General features: G+C 41.9%; 16 protein-coding genes. 13 read left to right on the top strand and 3 right to left on the bottom strand.

The window, feature by feature from the left end; all coding sequences use genetic code 11:
* Window positions 1-37 precede the first annotated feature (37 nt).
* From ACHLI0_RS03895 to ACHLI0_RS03875, 5 genes are all read left to right on the top strand, one after another.
* The gene (locus ACHLI0_RS03895; RefSeq protein ID WP_413554940.1) at window positions 38-1,336 is read left to right on the top strand and encodes a phenylacetate--CoA ligase family protein; all 1,299 of its coding nucleotides are present in this window, start codon (window positions 38-40) and stop codon (window positions 1,334-1,336) included.
* A 101-nt stretch (window positions 1,337-1,437) separates the two neighbouring features.
* Window positions 1,438-1,863 carry an amino acid-binding protein gene (locus ACHLI0_RS03890; protein WP_008763158.1) on the top strand — a complete coding sequence of 142 codons (426 nt, stop codon included), beginning with the start codon at window positions 1,438-1,440 and terminating at the stop codon, window positions 1,861-1,863.
* Window positions 1,864-2,095: 232 nt separating this feature from the next.
* Window positions 2,096-2,899, top strand: a complete 804-nt coding sequence (locus ACHLI0_RS03885) for an outer membrane protein assembly factor BamD (RefSeq protein ID WP_008763159.1) — start codon at window positions 2,096-2,098, stop codon at window positions 2,897-2,899.
* A gap of 14 nt (window positions 2,900-2,913) precedes the next feature.
* Window positions 2,914-3,249, top strand: a complete 336-nt coding sequence (locus tag ACHLI0_RS03880) for a DNA-directed RNA polymerase subunit omega (RefSeq protein WP_004299989.1) — start codon at window positions 2,914-2,916, stop codon at window positions 3,247-3,249.
* 106 nt (window positions 3,250-3,355) lie between these two features.
* Window positions 3,356-3,799, top strand: a complete 444-nt coding sequence (locus ACHLI0_RS03875) for a DUF4293 domain-containing protein (RefSeq protein WP_195591967.1) — start codon at window positions 3,356-3,358, stop codon at window positions 3,797-3,799.
* A gap of 127 nt (window positions 3,800-3,926) precedes the next feature.
* On the opposite strand, the gene ACHLI0_RS03870 is transcribed toward ACHLI0_RS03875, so the two are convergent.
* Window positions 3,927-4,649 carry a porin family protein gene (locus tag ACHLI0_RS03870; RefSeq protein WP_055218619.1) on the bottom strand — a complete coding sequence of 241 codons (723 nt, stop codon included), beginning with the start codon at window positions 4,647-4,649 and terminating at the stop codon, window positions 3,927-3,929.
* Window positions 4,650-4,656: 7 nt separating this feature from the next.
* Window positions 4,657-6,423, bottom strand: coding sequence for a LysM peptidoglycan-binding domain-containing protein (locus ACHLI0_RS03865; protein ID WP_490748488.1), 1,767 nt, complete (start codon window positions 6,421-6,423; stop codon window positions 4,657-4,659).
* A gap of 157 nt (window positions 6,424-6,580) precedes the next feature.
* Here ACHLI0_RS03865 and uvrA point away from each other — a divergent pair, with 157 nt between their 5' ends.
* From uvrA to ACHLI0_RS03850, 3 genes are all read left to right on the top strand, one after another.
* The gene (gene uvrA / locus ACHLI0_RS03860) at window positions 6,581-9,406 is read left to right on the top strand and encodes an excinuclease ABC subunit UvrA (protein WP_032813763.1); all 2,826 of its coding nucleotides are present in this window, start codon (window positions 6,581-6,583) and stop codon (window positions 9,404-9,406) included.
* Window positions 9,407-9,448: 42 nt separating this feature from the next.
* Window positions 9,449-9,928, top strand: a complete 480-nt coding sequence (gene ybaK / locus ACHLI0_RS03855) for a Cys-tRNA(Pro) deacylase (RefSeq protein ID WP_490748486.1) — start codon at window positions 9,449-9,451, stop codon at window positions 9,926-9,928.
* Between the two features lie 75 nt (window positions 9,929-10,003).
* Complete coding sequence (locus ACHLI0_RS03850) at window positions 10,004-11,518, top strand: peptide MFS transporter (RefSeq protein WP_117980027.1); 1,515 nt, start codon at window positions 10,004-10,006, stop codon at window positions 11,516-11,518.
* Window positions 11,519-11,608: 90 nt separating this feature from the next.
* Here the strand turns inward: ACHLI0_RS03850 and ACHLI0_RS03845 are convergent, their stop codons facing one another.
* Window positions 11,609-12,106, bottom strand: a complete 498-nt coding sequence (locus ACHLI0_RS03845; RefSeq protein ID WP_250698744.1) for a GNAT family N-acetyltransferase — start codon at window positions 12,104-12,106, stop codon at window positions 11,609-11,611.
* 167 nt (window positions 12,107-12,273) lie between these two features.
* On the opposite strand from ACHLI0_RS03845, the gene ACHLI0_RS03840 reads away from it, so the two are divergent.
* From ACHLI0_RS03840 to ACHLI0_RS03820, 5 genes are all read left to right on the top strand, one after another.
* Window positions 12,274-12,600: a PadR family transcriptional regulator gene (locus ACHLI0_RS03840; RefSeq protein WP_032813353.1), complete on the top strand. Its 327-nt coding sequence runs from the start codon at window positions 12,274-12,276 to the stop codon at window positions 12,598-12,600.
* Between the two features lie 21 nt (window positions 12,601-12,621).
* Window positions 12,622-13,716, top strand: coding sequence for a PspC domain-containing protein (locus ACHLI0_RS03835; RefSeq protein ID WP_022471437.1), 1,095 nt, complete (start codon window positions 12,622-12,624; stop codon window positions 13,714-13,716).
* Window positions 13,717-13,869: 153 nt separating this feature from the next.
* On the top strand, window positions 13,870-14,868 hold the full coding sequence (locus tag ACHLI0_RS03830; RefSeq protein WP_055218298.1) for an MBL fold metallo-hydrolase: 999 nt from the start codon (window positions 13,870-13,872) through the stop codon (window positions 14,866-14,868).
* 19 nt (window positions 14,869-14,887) lie between these two features.
* Entirely contained in the window at window positions 14,888-15,397 is a 510-nt protein-coding gene (locus ACHLI0_RS03825; RefSeq protein WP_054960023.1) for a flavin reductase, read from the top strand.
* Window positions 15,398-15,501: 104 nt separating this feature from the next.
* A complete protein-coding gene (locus tag ACHLI0_RS03820; RefSeq protein ID WP_181981975.1) occupies window positions 15,502-16,206 on the top strand; it encodes a hypothetical protein in 705 nt (234 codons plus the stop codon).
* Window positions 16,207-16,268: the final 62 nt, after the last annotated feature.

Here is a 16,268-nt window from a genome sequence, read left to right as displayed (position 1 = left end):
TGAAACAGATTCATACAACTAATAATACCAAGAGAACATGATTTGGAATGAGACCATTGAGTGTATGGACCGCGAAAGTCTTCGCAAGATTCAAAGCATACGACTCAAGAAAATTGTGGATTACGTTTATCACAACACGCCTTTTTACCGAAAGAAAATGCAGGAAATGGGTATCACCCCCGATGATATCAATACGATTGATGATATCGTGAAACTGCCGTTTACCACGAAACATGATTTAAGAGATAATTATCCTTTCGGACTTTGTGCCGTGCCGATGAGCCAGATCGTGCGTATTCATGCCTCTTCCGGAACGACCGGAAAGCCGACGGTAGTGGGATATACCCGCAAAGACCTTGCTTCGTGGGCAGAATGTATATCGCGTGCTTTTACTGCTTATGGAGCAGGACGCTCAGATATATTTCAGGTTTCCTATGGCTACGGACTTTTTACGGGTGGTCTGGGAGCACACGCCGGAGCTGAGAATATCGGTGCTTCTGTGATTCCGATGTCCAGTGGTAATACAGAAAAGCAGATTACATTGATGCATGATTTTGGATCAACGGTTCTTTGCTGTACTCCTTCGTATGCACTTTATCTGGCGGATGCCATTAAAGATTCCGGCTATCCGCGGGAGGAATTCCAGCTGAAAGTGGGAGCCTTGGGTGCGGAGCCCTGGACGGAGAATATGCGTCATGAAATCGAAGAAAAACTCGGTATTAAAGCATATGATATCTACGGACTGAGTGAAATAGCCGGACCGGGTGTCGGTTACGAATGTGAATGTCAGCATGGTACGCACTTGAATGAGGATCATTATTTCCCGGAAATTATTGATCCGAATACATTGCAGCCGGTAGAACCCGGACAGACGGGCGAGCTGGTATTTACACACCTGACGAAGGAGGGAATGCCATTGCTTCGTTATCGTACGCGTGACTTGACGGCCTTGCATTATGATAAATGCTCCTGCGGGCGTACATTGGTTCGTATGGACCGCATCCTGGGACGTAGTGACGATATGCTGATTATCCGTGGTGTCAATGTATTCCCGACTCAGATCGAGTCCGTCATTCTTGAGATGGAAGAATTCGAACCACATTATTTGTTGATAGTGGGTCGTGAAAACAATACCGATACGATGGAACTTCAGGTAGAAGTGCGCCCGGATTTCTATTCGGATGAGATTAACCGCATGCTAGCGTTGAAGAAGAAACTGGCAAGCCGTCTCCAAAGCGTACTTGGACTGGGAGTCAATGTGAAACTGGTAGAACCGCGTAGCATTGAACGCAGCGTGGGCAAAGCTAAACGAGTGATTGATAACAGAAAAATTTAAAATAGGTAATAGGTAATAAGTATTAGGTATTATCGTAGCTGCAACATAGAATCCATGTGGCTATTACCTAATACTTATTACTTAATTAAAACTTTACGATAATGGTAGCAAAACAACTTTCTATCTTTTTGGAAAACAAGTCCGGCCGTTTGACGGAAGTGACTGAAGTGCTGGCAAAAGAGAACATCAATCTTTCTGCCTTGTGCATCGCCGAAAATGCTGATTTTGGCATTTTGCGTGGAATTGTATCCGATCCGGATAAAGCATATAAAGCATTGAAAGATAATCATTTTGCCGTGAATATAACAGATGTGGTCGGCATTAGCTGTCCGAATGTGCCGGGAGCTTTGGCAAAAGTGCTGGGATTCTTGTCGGCAGAAGGAGTCTTTATTGAGTATATGTATTCGTTTGCCAATAATAACGTGGCAAACGTTGTGATTCGTCCTAGTAATATGGATAAATGTATTGAAGTACTGAAAGAAAAGAAAGTCGACCTGTTGGCGGCAAGTGATTTGTACAAGCTGTAACCGGACGGCGGACCATAAGCGAACGGTGAACGAAGAACGATAGCGCTGGTATACCAATGACATAGCGCGCTTGTTGATCGTTCACCGTTTATTATTGACTGTTTATAGCTTCCTGTTCGACGTCGTTTTTTCTCTTTTCGTCGATGTTTAACGCCTTTTATGTATTAAAAAACATAGATTAATTGGTTAATTCCCCGCGAATAAGTAACTTTGCGCAATATTTTTTAAAAGGATGAAGAAAAATATCATTATAACTTTGCTCGCAGCAGCCTCTCTGACATCGTGTGGAGAGTACAATAAATTGCTGAAAAGTACCGATTACGAATACAAGTACGAGGCCGCCAAAAACTATTTTGCTAAAGGGCAGTATAACCGCTCAGCTACCTTGCTGAACGAATTGATTACAATCCTTAAGGGAACCGATAAAGCGGAGGAGTCTCTGTATATGTTGGGTATGAGTTACTATAATCAGAAAGATTATCAGACAGCGGCCCAGACGTTTATCACCTATTTCAACACTTATCCTCGTGGTACTTTCACTGAACTGGCACGTTTCCATGCAGGTAAATCCCTGTTCCTGGATACTCCGGAACCACGTTTGGATCAATCAAGCACTTATCAGGCTATCCAGCAACTGCAGATGTTTATGGAATATTTTCCGAACAGTACCAAGAAGCAGGAAGCACAAGATATGATTTTTGCTTTGCAGGATAAACTGGTGTTGAAAGAACTCTATTCTGCAAAGTTGTATTATAATCTGGGTAACTATTTGGGTAATAACTATGAGTCCTGTGTAATTACAGCTCAGAATGCTCTGAAAGATTATCCTTATACAGATTATCGCGAAGAACTTTCCATATTGATTCTGCGTGCCAGACATGAAATGGCTATTTATAGTGTAGAAGATAAGAAGATGGATCGTTACCGTGAAACGATAGATGAATATTATGCTTTCAAGAATGAGTTTCCGGAAAGTAAATACCTGAAAGAGGCTGAAAAAATATTCAATGAATCACAGAAAGTAATTAAAGACTAAATTTAAATAGATTTATGGACTACAAAAAAACGAACGCTCCCGCTACGACGGTAACCCGTGACATGATGGAACTCTGTGCTGACACAGGGAATGTTTATGAAACTGTTGCCATTATTGGTAAGCGTGCTAACCAGATTAGTGTGGAAATTAAAAACGATCTTTCTAAGAAACTAGCAGAGTTTGCTTCTTACAACGATAATTTGGAAGAAGTATTCGAGAATAGAGAACAGATCGAAATTTCTCGTTATTATGAGAAATTGCCGAAACCTGACTTGATTGCTACACAGGAATACATCGAAGGGAAAATTTATTATAGAAATCCGGCTAAGGAGAAAGAAAAACTTCAGTAATTTATTTTCTAACGAAAGAATTGATAGTCAAGTAGTAAGCGGGAAGCATTTTCCTATTCCTTATTGCTTGGCTATTATTGTTTAACTTAACTACTATAGAATACTTATGATTCAGCGAATTCAAAGTTTTTACTTATTGATTGTAACAGGGTTGCTGATTACAGCAATGTGTTTACCGATGGGATATTTTATTGACACTACAGGAGAACATCCTTTTAAAGCACTGGGGATAGACGTGAATGGAATTTTCCAGTCTACTTGGGGGATATTTGGCATTCTGATGCTGAGCGCTCTGGTAGCTTTTGCGACTATTTTTCTGTATAAGAACCGAATGTTGCAGATTCGTATGTCAATCTTCAATAGCTTGTTGCTGGTGGGCTATTATATTGCCTTCATTGCTTTCTATTTTGCATTGAAGAGCGATGCCAATCTGTTCCGTATTGGTTGGGCGCTTTGCTTACCATTGGTGGCTATCGTCCTGAATGTGTTGGCTATTCGTGCTATCGGACGTGACGAGGTGATGGTAAAGGCTGCAGACAGACTTCGATAAGGATGCGGGAAACTCTCGCATTGGGAGTTCCTGATAGAATAAAACAGGCGCGAATTTCGCAGACTCACGGAAATATAAACCGTAGGTTCGAGCGAGATTCGCGCCTGATCTTTTTGGGTACTGCTTCTTATTTCTTTAAATCGAATAGATAAGTAAGCTTCACTGTAATTGTGCCATGAGCCGCACGGGAGAAATAGTCTTTCTTCGTTGTGCTGTAAAAGTCTGACAGAGCAAAATAATAGCGTCCTTCGAGCAGAAAACTACCGGCTTTCTTTGTTCTGAATTCTATTCCGCCGCCTCCGGCTATACCATAATCGAATTTGTTTTGGATTTTATCCCCGTAAACAGCTTTTTGTGTGTTTGTCAGGGTGTTCATATCTATATTCTCCATGCTTTCAGATTCACCGATCAGAAGGCCGATCTGAGGACCTGCATTGATAAAGAACTGCAGTCCTTTTTCATTGCCGAAAGCCAAGTGGGCGAGGAAGGGAATGTCGAGATAGGTCATCTTTCGGGTGTACTTGCGGGTAGGATCTTCTACGGTCTGCCCATTTTCATCCATGATTTCGAATAACTCATCCCAGCCGCGCTGTGAGATATTTAACTCTACTTGCGCACCACAGATCATTGCAAAATACTTTTCGGAAATGTAGCGTGCCGTCAAACCTCCGGTAATACCCATCAATGAGTTCTGTTTGATTTTAGGAGTGAATGAAGCACTGTTTAAGTTGACACCTCCATTAAATCCGACAGAAAAGTTCTGGCGTGGTTCGCCAATCTGTGCGGTGGCAGGAAGCGCAAATCCCATCATCAGGGAAGCGGCAATCAGAAGTGATTTTATCTTTGTCATTTTCGTGTTATTCGAAGTCAAGTTTTACTAATTCAAAATTCTTCGTGAAGCGGATAAAGAATACTTTCTTATTAATGAATCCTCCCCAGTTATTGACACGTTCGAATTTGAATCCTGTCTGTATCGGAGTCAGATTCATTTTCGGCAAATTGTTTTCCAGTTCCGAGCCATAGCGTGACAAGCCTTTCAGGAAGAAGAAGCCTGTGTCGAAACCAAGCATTCCGTAGCTTGGAAATTTACTCACCAAGTCCTTGCTATACCATTTGTGATAATTGTTGGTGAACTGTATGGCAGCCGGAAACAATGTATTTGTGTAGAACGATGAATAGAAATAGGTATCCAGTTCAAAGAAACTTTCCAAGTGATCCCGGGTATATGTCTGCCATTCGGGATAACCGAACAGATGAATATTCTGCTCCGGAGTATCTCTGACCAGTAGAATCAGTTGAGGAAGAACCTTGATTAACATGACATTTTTGCCGGAAGTCGGAATGAAAATATTGTCTTTGTCAGAGCGGAGAGCTTCCTTCAGCATATCTTTGGTTGCGTTCTCATTGACGGTTTTCATTGATATTCCCTTGCTCTTTAGTTCTTGTTTCATGCCGCTGATAAACTCGGCTTTTTCTTTATCTTCGCTGGTTGGCTCAATAAAGATAACATGGGCATTGGGGAATTGACGGGTAAAGTGTTCGTATACTTCCGAATATAAATAGGATTGCGGAGTATTAATTTGGTAGATGGCAGGATTATTAAATACCTCTTCCCCTTTTGAAGAGAAAGGAATCACCAGTCGTATATCATTCTTTTCTGCAAAAGTAGATAAAGGTTTGATCTGTTGCTGGTGCATCGGACCGAAAATGACATTCATGTTCTTCATCTCATTTTTCGCCAGAATAGTATTTAATGTAGAAACATCTTTTCCACAGTCATATACATACAGATCAATAGAAGTACCCGTACGTTTCAGACTGTCTACCGCCATCAGGAAACCTTCGTAGTATTCCACCATACGTTTGTCTTCCTGGAAAGGCAATAGCAGGGCCGCTTTAATAGTAGAGATTGCCTGAGGGGCTTCTTTGCTCTTGCGGAAAAGTTCATTGTTACTGGGGGGGATAGCGTACGGATCCTCTTTGGGAGTTGTCGGTTGCATGGTGGTTGCACTGGGATAGGGGATACAGAGATATTGTCCCTTTTTCATTCCCTTTTTCAGTTCGGGATTGGCTGCAATCAATTCCTGTTCGCTGATTCCATATTCGCGGCTTACGCTGAATACGGTTTCTTTGCGTTTTACCTTATGCATATCTTTGCATCTGGATTGTACAGGTCCCTGTATAGCAGGTTTTTCAGCCGGTGCTTGTGCAGTTCCCGTTTCCTGCTCTTGTTCCAACGGAATGAGAATAACCTGACCGATACGGAAGTTTTCGGCGCTTAATCCCGGATTGGCTTCACAAATGGCTTTTGCAGATATATTATAAATGGTAGTCAGTTTGTATAAAGTTTCTCCGGCTTGAATCGTATGGAAGGTTTCCCCTTTCTGGCTTTCTTTTCCTTTAGGGATTTTTATGGCTTGTCCGGCATAAATTTTCTCATCACATCCGGGATTCAGACGTATGATGTCGTTTGTTGTGACATTATACATCTTGGCAATGGAGTATAAACTCTGTCCTTTTTCGATGGTATGCAAGAAATAAGATTGGTTCTCTTGTGCATAACTAATAGCGTATGAGGCGCTTATAAAAAGCAAAAATAAGAATATTCGGCTTATCGGTTTCATCAATTTATAACTATTGGTTCTTGAAATCAAGGAACAAAGGTACGAATAATGCCCTATATCTTCATAAGATTTGAGTTAAGAAAATAATATTGTGCTTTTTTAGGAGCATATTTCAGTCGGAAACATTAATTTTGTACCGTTTATGAAGGATATGAATATGCAAGAAACAGAATATATTAATGTGTATGGTGCCCGTGTGCACAATTTGAAAGATATTGATGCTGAAATTCCCCGTAACAGTTTGACAGTGATTACCGGATTGAGTGGTAGTGGTAAATCTTCCTTGGCTTTCGATACGATATTTGCCGAGGGACAGCGCCGCTATATCGAGACTTTTTCGGCCTATGCCCGCAACTTTTTGGGGAATCTGGAACGTCCGGATGTCGATAAAATAACAGGGCTGAGTCCGGTTATCTCTATCGAACAGAAAACTACGAATAAAAATCCCCGTTCTACCGTGGGAACAACAACGGAAATATACGATTATCTTCGTCTGCTCTATGCCCGTGCAGGTATTGCTTATTCATACCTGTCAGGAGAGGAGATGGTGAAATATACGGAAGAACAGATTCTGGATTTAATCCTGAAAGATTATAAAGGAAAGAAAATATACTTGCTCGCACCCTTGGTTCGTTCGCGTAAGGGACATTACAAAGAACTTTTCGAACAGGTGCGAAAGAAAGGATATCTCTATGTACGGATAGACGGCGAACTGCGTGAAGTGACACACGGCATGAAACTCGATCGTTACAAGAATCATGATATTGAGGTAGTCATTGATAAACTGATAGTAGCTGAGAAAGATGATAAACGGCTGAAACAGAGCGTGGCAACTGCTATGCGCCAAGGTGATGGTTTATTGATGATTCTTGATGCGCAGACAGAAAGTGTCCGTCATTACAGTAAACGCCTGATGTGTCCGGTTACCGGACTGTCTTATCGGGAACCGGCTCCTCATAACTTCTCGTTCAACTCTCCGCAGGGAGCGTGCCCGAAATGTAAAGGATTAGGCGTGGTCAATCAGATTGATGTTGATAAAGTGATTCCCGACCGTGAACTTTCCATCTATGAAGGAGCGATAGCACCTTTGGGAAAATACAAGAATGCCATGATTTTCTGGCAGATCGGTGCTTTGCTGGAGAAGTATGAAGCTACTTTAAAAACTCCGGTGAAGGAATTGTCGGATGATGCGGTTGAAGAAATATTATATGGTTCGGATGACCGGATCAAGATCAAGAGTTCGCTGATAGGAACTTCTTCCGATTACTTTGTAACCTATGAAGGAGTCGTAAAATATATCCAGATGCTTCAGGAAAAGGATGCTTCTGCTACCGCGCAGAAGTGGGCGGAGCAGTTTGCCCGTACCACTGTTTGTCCGGAATGTAAAGGTGCCCGGTTGAATAAAGAAGCATTGCACTTCCGTATTCATGACAAGAACATCAATGACTTGGCCAATATGGACATCAATGAGCTATATGACTGGTTGATGAACGTAGATCAATTTCTGTCCGATAAACAAAAGAAAATCGCAGCCGAGATTCTGAAAGAAATTCGTACGCGTTTGAAATTCTTGTTGGATGTAGGATTGGATTATTTGGCATTGAACCGTAGCTCGGTCAGCCTGTCCGGTGGTGAAAGTCAGCGTATTCGTCTGGCTACACAGATCGGCTCGCAATTGGTGAATGTGCTTTATATTTTGGATGAACCGAGTATCGGGTTGCACCAGCGTGACAATCTGCGTTTGATCCGCTCGTTGAAAGAGCTTCGTGATATGGGAAACTCGGTTATCGTTGTTGAACACGATAAAGATATGATGCTGGCTGCCGATTATGTGATTGATATGGGGCCTAAAGCCGGTCGTCTGGGTGGGGAGGTAGTCTTCTCGGGAACCCCGTCAGAAATGCTTCAAACCGAAACGATGACTTCGCAGTATCTGAACGGAGAGATGAAAATAGAAGTACCCGCCAAGCGAAGAAAAGGAAATGGAAAATCTATCTGGCTGAAAGGAGCGAAGGGAAATAATCTGAAAAATGTAGATGTTGAATTTCCGTTAGGGAAGTTGATTTGTGTGACCGGAGTATCCGGAAGTGGTAAATCGACGTTGATTAATGAGACTTTGCAGCCGATTCTTTCACAGAAATTCTATCGCTCTTTGCAAGACCCTCTGGAATACGATTCTATTGAAGGACTGGAAAACATAGATAAGGTAGTGGACGTGGATCAATCTCCGATTGGTCGTACCCCCCGTTCCAATCCGGCCACTTATACAGGTGTATTTTCCGATATCCGTAACTTGTTCGTAAGCCTTCCGGAAGCTAAGATTCGCGGTTACAAGCCCGGACGCTTCTCTTTTAATGTATCGGGCGGTCGTTGTGAAGCCTGTACCGGAAATGGATACAAGACGATTGAAATGAACTTCTTGCCAGATGTGTATGTGCCTTGTGAGGTTTGTCACGGCAAGCGGTATAATCGCGAAACGCTTGAAGTACGTTTCAAAGGAAAGTCTATCGCTGATGTGCTTGATATGACTATAAACCGTGCTGTCGAATTCTTTGAGAATGTGCCACAGATTCTGAATAAAATTAAGGTTCTGCAAGACGTCGGATTAGGCTATATCAAATTGGGCCAGTCATCTACTACGCTTTCCGGTGGAGAGAGCCAGCGTGTAAAACTGGCGACAGAATTGTCCAAACGCGATACCGGTAAAACACTTTACATTCTTGACGAACCGACTACCGGACTTCACTTTGAGGATATCCGTGTATTGATGGGGGTACTTAATAAGTTGGTGGACAAAGGTAATACCGTCATTGTAATCGAACATAACCTGGACGTTATCAAGATGGCGGATTATATCATCGACATGGGGCCTGAAGGTGGTAAGGGCGGGGGAGTACTCCTTAGCTACGGGACACCGGAAGAGGTTGCGAAGAGCCAGAAAGGTTATACTCCTAAGTTTCTTCGCGAGGAATTAGGACTTTAATATTGAAGTATAAGTGTCGGCTTACTAAAAAGAAACAACAAGATGAAAATCAATAAAACGAATGCGGCGCGTCTGCTGGATAAAGCTAAAATAGCTTATGAACTGATTCCTTATGAAGTTGACGAAAACGATCTGAGTGCCATTCATGTAGCTGCCAACTTAGGCGAGAATATAGAACAGGTATTTAAGACACTGGTTCTTCATGGTGACAAAAGCGGTTATTTTGTTTGCGTCATTCCGGGTGAGCACGAAGTCGATCTGAAGCTGGCAGCAAAGGCTTCCGGCAATAAAAAGTGTGATCTGATACCGGTGAAAGAACTTCTTCCGCTGACGGGATATATCCGGGGCGGCTGCTCACCTATTGGCATGAAGAAACATTTTCCTACTTATATTCATGAAACTTGCCGGCAATTTCCGTATATTTATGTAAGTGCCGGTGTACGGGGGCTGCAGATAAAGCTTGCACCGGATGATTTAATCCGTGAATCGAGGGCAGAAATTTGCCGTTTGTTTGAGGAATAAATCCAAAAAAGTATATATTTGCAGAATATATGTCATTAGAAAAATTATCAATCATTAATTAATAAATTTATATCTATGTTTGACAAACACCCTAAAGGACTGATAGCAGCCGCTTTAGCCAATCTAGGTGAACGCTTTGGCTTCTATACAATGATGGCGATCCTCGTGCTTTTCTTGCAAGCTAAGTTTGGAATGAATGGAAAAGAAGCGGGATTTATCTATTCAACTTTCTATTTTTCCATTTACATTCTTGCTTTGGTTGGAGGTATTATCGCCGATAAGACACGAAACTACAAAGGAACTATTTTCACGGGAATTGTGCTGATGGCAGTGGGATACTTGTTGTTGGCTATTCCATCCAAGACTCCAGTAGACAATCAGACCTTTTATCTGGTCATTACTTGCGCCAGCTTGTTTGTGATTGCATTTGGTAACGGATTATTTAAAGGAAATCTGCAAGCTCTGGTAGGGCAGATGTACGATAATCCTCAATACGCCAGCATGCGTGACTCCGGTTTCTCCTTGTTTTATATGTTCATTAATATCGGTGCAATCTTTGCTCCGTTTGCAGCAGTAGGTGTACGTAACTGGTGGTTGTCTACTTTCGGTTATAATTACGATGCTGATCTTCCTGCATTATGTCACGGTCATTTGGCTGGTACTTTGTCGCCCGAAGCTACTGAAACTTATCATACGTTGGTAGAGAAAGCTTCCAACGCTCCGGTACAGGATTATACAGCTTTTGCATCCGATTACCTGAACGTCTTTACTACAGGTTTCCATTATGCATTTGGAGTAGCTATCATTGCTATGGTCATTTCTTTGACTATCTATTTGCTGAATAAGAGAAACTTCCCCGATCCCAGCAAGAAAGCTGCTGCGTCTTCAGCATCTTCGGCTACTGTAGAAATGAGTACTCAGGAAGTAAAACAACGTATGTATGCCCTGTTCGCAGTGTTCGGAGTTGTTATCTTCTTCTGGTTTTCTTTCCATCAGAATGGTTTGACTTTGACTTACTTTGCAAAGGAATACACTGACCTTAACTTGTTTGGTATGCCTATTTCCGCTGAGTTATTCCAGTCGTTGAATCCGTTCTTTGTTGTTTTCCTGACTCCTGTGATTATGGCAATCTTTGCCAGCCAGCGCAGACGTGGAAAAGAGCCTTCTACTCCTAAGAAGATTGCAATTGGTATGGGTATTGCCGCATTGGCCTTTATCGTAATGGCTGTCGGTTCTTATTTTGCCAATCTGCCTTTGCATAAGGACATTATCGCTGTAGGAACTTCACCGGTGAAAGTGACTCCGTTCTTGTTGATGCTGACTTATCTGATTTTGACGGTAGCTGAGTTGTATATTTCTCCGTTGGGAATTTCATTTGTGTCTAAAGTAGCTCCTCCGAAATATCAGGGTATTATGCAGGGAGGATGGTTAGGTGCAACTGCACTTGGCAATCAGCTGTTGGTGATCGGTGCTATTTTGTATGAATCCATTCCTATCTGGATGACATGGACAGTGTTTGTGGTAGCTTGTACTATTTCAATGTTTACCATGATCTTCATGCTGAAATGGCTGGAACGCGTAGCGAAATAAGCCCGCTTGGTAATAAATAAACGAATGCCCCGGAACATTGATTGAGTAACAATCTGTTCCGGGGCATTTTGTATATGGTTACCTTACTTTTCAGATATCCAGTCCCATGATATAATCATTCATATAGTACCCGTTGCCAATCGGAAAATCCCCTTCCCGCAATTTTCTCATACCCATCCGTTCATAGAACAGCAAAGCCTTGTTGTTACGGTTCACGTTAAGCTCCATTAAGCAAGGTTCCGGATGCACCTCCTTGATATATCTGACAGCCTCTCTGAATAAAAAACTACCGCAGTGTGCGCCTTGAAAATGGGGGAGGACATAGATTTTCTGCAGATGGAATACATTCTCTTCCTGTTGCTGTACGGAGACATAGCCACAGGGCTCATCCCCTTCATACGCAATAAAATAAACATGACCTTCTTCTTCCATTTGTTTCCGGATATTTTCGGGAGAGTACATCCAGTCCATCATATAGTCCAGTTGTTCGGGAGATAAGATCTCTTGGTAAGTGGCGGGAAATACTTCACCGGCCATTTGGTTGATCAGACCGCAATCATCTATCCCTGCTTTTCGAATAGTAAACATACGTATTTTCTTTTTTGTGGTTTTATGAGCTGCAAATATAGCTATTATTTCTTTTTATAATAAGGAGAAAACTTCTTAATGAATTAATTATTATTAAATTATAGTACTTTGCAATGCAAGGTACTAAAGTAATGCCTATATTTGTCCTGTCAAAAAGAAAAATAACAATGAATGTAGACAATGTAAAATCTCAGATGAGAAAAGGCATGTTAGAGTATTGCATCATGCTTTTACTGCACAAAGAGCCGGCTTATGCTTCTGATATTATTCAGAAGTTGAAAGAGGCGCAGCTGATTGTGGTGGAAGGTACCTTATATCCATTGCTGACACGTTTGAAGAATGACGATTTGTTGAGTTATGAATGGGTAGAATCCACGCAGGGACCTCCTCGCAAGTATTATAAGCTCACAGAAAAAGGAGAGGCCTTTTTAGGCGAGCTTGAGATATCCTGGAAGGAACTGAACGAAACCGTGAATCATATTGCTAGTAGATAATTCGATAAAGAAGAAATAATAATGAAAAAAACATTGACTGTAAATTTGGGAGGAACTGTCTATCATATAGATGATGATGCCTACCGCTTGCTGGACGACTATCTGGCCAACCTGAAACATTTTTTTCGCAAACAGGAGGGGGCGGAAGAGATTGTGAATGATATCGAGATTCGTATTGCCGAGCTGTTTGCCGAGAAAGTGTCCGCAGGAAAGCAAGTCATTACCATTGCCGATGTGGAAGAAATAATTGCCCGGGTAGGCAAGCCGGAAGATTTTGGTGTATCTGATGACGAATCCGAACCGCATAAGAAGGAACAGACAGCTTCTTCCGGTCAGGGATATACACGGACCACTACAGCCCGTCGCCTGTTCCGTGATCCGGATAATAAGTTGCTTGGAGGAGTAGCTTCCGGGCTGGCAGCTTATTTTGACTGGGATATCACGCTGGTGCGTATCCTGATGATCGTATTATTGTTTGTTCCCTATTGCCCAATGATTATCCTTTATATTATAGGATGGATTATCATTCCCGAAGCACGTACGGCAGCTGAGAAGCTGAGTATGCGTGGCGAAGCGGTAACCATAGAAAATATAGGCAAAACGGTGACGGACGGATTTGAACGGGTTGCCGACGGGGTCAATAACTTTGTGAACTCGGACAAACCGCGTACCTTTCTGCAGAAAGTAGGAGATGTATTTGTGACGATCGCCGCTATCATTCTTAAGATATTCCTGGTAGCTCTTGTCATCATTTGCTGTCCGGTATTGTTCGTGCTCGCTGTGGTGATAGTAGCTCTTGTGTTTGCGGTGATTGCTGCGCTTGTTGGCGGCGGAGCTCTGCTTTATGAAATGCTTCCGGCTATTGACTGGACGCCCATAGCTACCATATCTCCTGTGATGACATTGCTTGGCACCATTTCAGGAATTGCACTCATTGCCATTCCATTAGGAGCTTTTCTGTACACCATAATGCGCCAGTTGTTCCATTGGTCACCGATGGGGACCGGCTTGAAATGGTCTCTGTTTATCCTATGGGTATTGGGACTGGTCATCGTGATTATCAATTTGTCAGCTCTCGGATGGCAGTTGCCGTTGTATGGACTGCATTGCTTTTAATATAAGATCGTTCTATTAAAAAAGAATAATATTTATTCTTTTTCTGAGAAATGTGCCCCGATAGTGTGTCCGGGGTACATTTTTTGTTTGTCCTTCTTTGTAAATCGAGATTTTTAATTAAGTTTGTGAGGACTTATTCAATAGATAAAGAAAATGGGTGAACATATATGTTTCAGGAGAAACGAACGTTTGGCTACCGTCAATCCTTATTGGAGAGGAAATCCGATGGTACGCGGACGTTTTTTTAACAGGCAGCACCGTTTCCGTCCCGGTATGGGAAGTGTGTTGAAATGGCGGTTGTCCCCCAATCCTCAGCGGAAAGAAAAGAAAACGGTGAAGTGGGACCCGAAAGTCTGTTATCTTCGTTCGCTGGATGCTGTGGTGGGAGATTCTTTAATATGGCTGGGACATAATTCCTTCTTCCTTCAGCTGGCAGGTAAAAGAATCATGTTCGATCCGGTTTTCGGCAATATCCCTTTTGTGAAAAGACAGAGTGAGTTTCCTGCCAATCCCGACATTTTTACAGAAATTGATTACCTGCTTATCAGTCATGACCATTTTGATCATTTGGATAAGCAAAGTATCACCCGTTTGCTGAATAATAATCCGCAGATGAAATTGTTTTGCGGTTTGGGAACCGGAGAACTGATAAAGAGCTGGTTTCCGGAAATGAGAGTGATCGAGGCCGGCTGGTATCAGCAACTGGAAGATGAAGGGCTGAAAATAACTTTCTTGCCGGCACAGCATTGGAGCAAACGCTCCGTACGTGATGGAGGGCAGCGATTGTGGGGAGCTTTCATGCTGCAGGGGAATGGTGTTTCTCTCTATTATAGCGGAGACACAGGGTATTCTACCCATTTTAGGGAAATCCCGGATCTGTTCGGAGCTCCGGACTATGCCTTGTTGGGTATCGGTGCATATAAACCCCGTTGGTTCATGCGTCCCAATCATATTTCCCCTTATGAATCACTGACTGCCTCCGAAGAGATGCACGCAGGAATAACTATTCCGATGCACTACGGTACATTTGATTTGTCTGATGAACCCTTGCATGATCCGCCTAAAGTATTTGCGGCAGAAGCAAAGAAAAGAAAGATTCGTGTGGAAATCCCTTATTTGGGAGAAATCGTAAAACTAAATAAAAGAAAGTAATTATAAAATAAACTGAGAGATGAAGAAGTTAGAAGTAAAAGACCTGAAAGAAAATTTCTTTGAGGCGATTGGCAAAGAATGGATGTTGGTTACTGCCGGCACCAAAGAGAAATTTAATACAATGACTGCCAGCTGGGGTGGCATTGGCTGGCTTTGGAATAAGCCCGTTGCTTTTGTTTTTGTCCGCCCCGAACGATATACGTATGAGTTTATCGAGAAAAGTGATTATCTGACACTTTCTTTTTTGGGCGAAGCAAATAAAAAGATTCATGCGGTCTGTGGCTCAAAGTCCGGTCGTGATACAGATAAGGTGAAAGCAACCGGATTGAAGCCGATCTTCACAGAACAGGGGAATGTGCTTTTCGAACAAGCCCGTCTAAGTCTGGAAGGAAGAAAACTGTATGCGGATAACATTAAACCTGAGTGTTTCCTGGATAAAGAGTCCTTGGAAAAATGGTATGATGATGCTCATGGAGGTTTTCATAAAATGTATATAGTAGAAATCGAAAATATTTGGGAGGGAGATTAATTCTCCCTTTTTTTATTTTTTATCGGTAAAGCTTTGATAAGTGATATAAATATTATACATTTGCCCTAAACTAAACTATTGTAACACAACTAAAACTAAGCGTTATGAAAACAAAAATGTTCTTTCTTGCAGGTATCTGTGCTGCACTCGCAGCTTGTAGTAGTGATTCGGATGATGTGTCTTCTTCTCCATCCAATGCTCCGGCGATATTAGAGGTTGTTTCCTATAAGTTTGTGCAGGAGGAAACGGATGTAGTAGAGCGGGTTGAATATCCTGTAGTAGTCTTGCAACATAAAGTAAATGATAAAGATGAACCTCTTCCAATGATGTATGCATGGGATGTGGAAGAGGAAGAGAACTCTTTATTTGTATTGACTGAAGGTTCTTTGCCTGTTAATGCTGAAAATTTAGCGGATTTGAAGATTCCTGTTCCTTTCATTGATGCTGGAGGTAAGCTTTTTATAGACGGAACGGGTGCGAAGACTCCGTTGATTTTTGGAGAAACATTAAAAGTAAAGAATGGATCACGTTCTATTGGAAATGTAAAGTATGAGATACCTCCCTATTCAACTTATGAGTTAACAAAACAAGAATGTGGATATCGATGTACCTTAACTTTTTATTTGGTACTGAAGGCCGTAAATAAAGGGGAAGAATACCATTTAAAAGGCAGATGGACTGGAGAACAATTAAGGGAGCAAAAAATGGGATTAATTGATTTATCAGACGAAAAAGGTGCTGAAAAAACTGTTTTAATGGAGGCTCCGATTGAGCTATTTGAAAAGGATTATGAAACAGGTCTAGATTGAATCATAGACCTTATCTAAGTATATAATAGCAATCGAAAATATATATCATGAGTAAAATCTAG

This window comes from Bacteroides sp. RCH18 (genome assembly GCF_058231005.1).
Note: the sequence above shows the minus strand (reverse complement) of the source record. Positions and strands in the feature narration are given on the sequence as shown.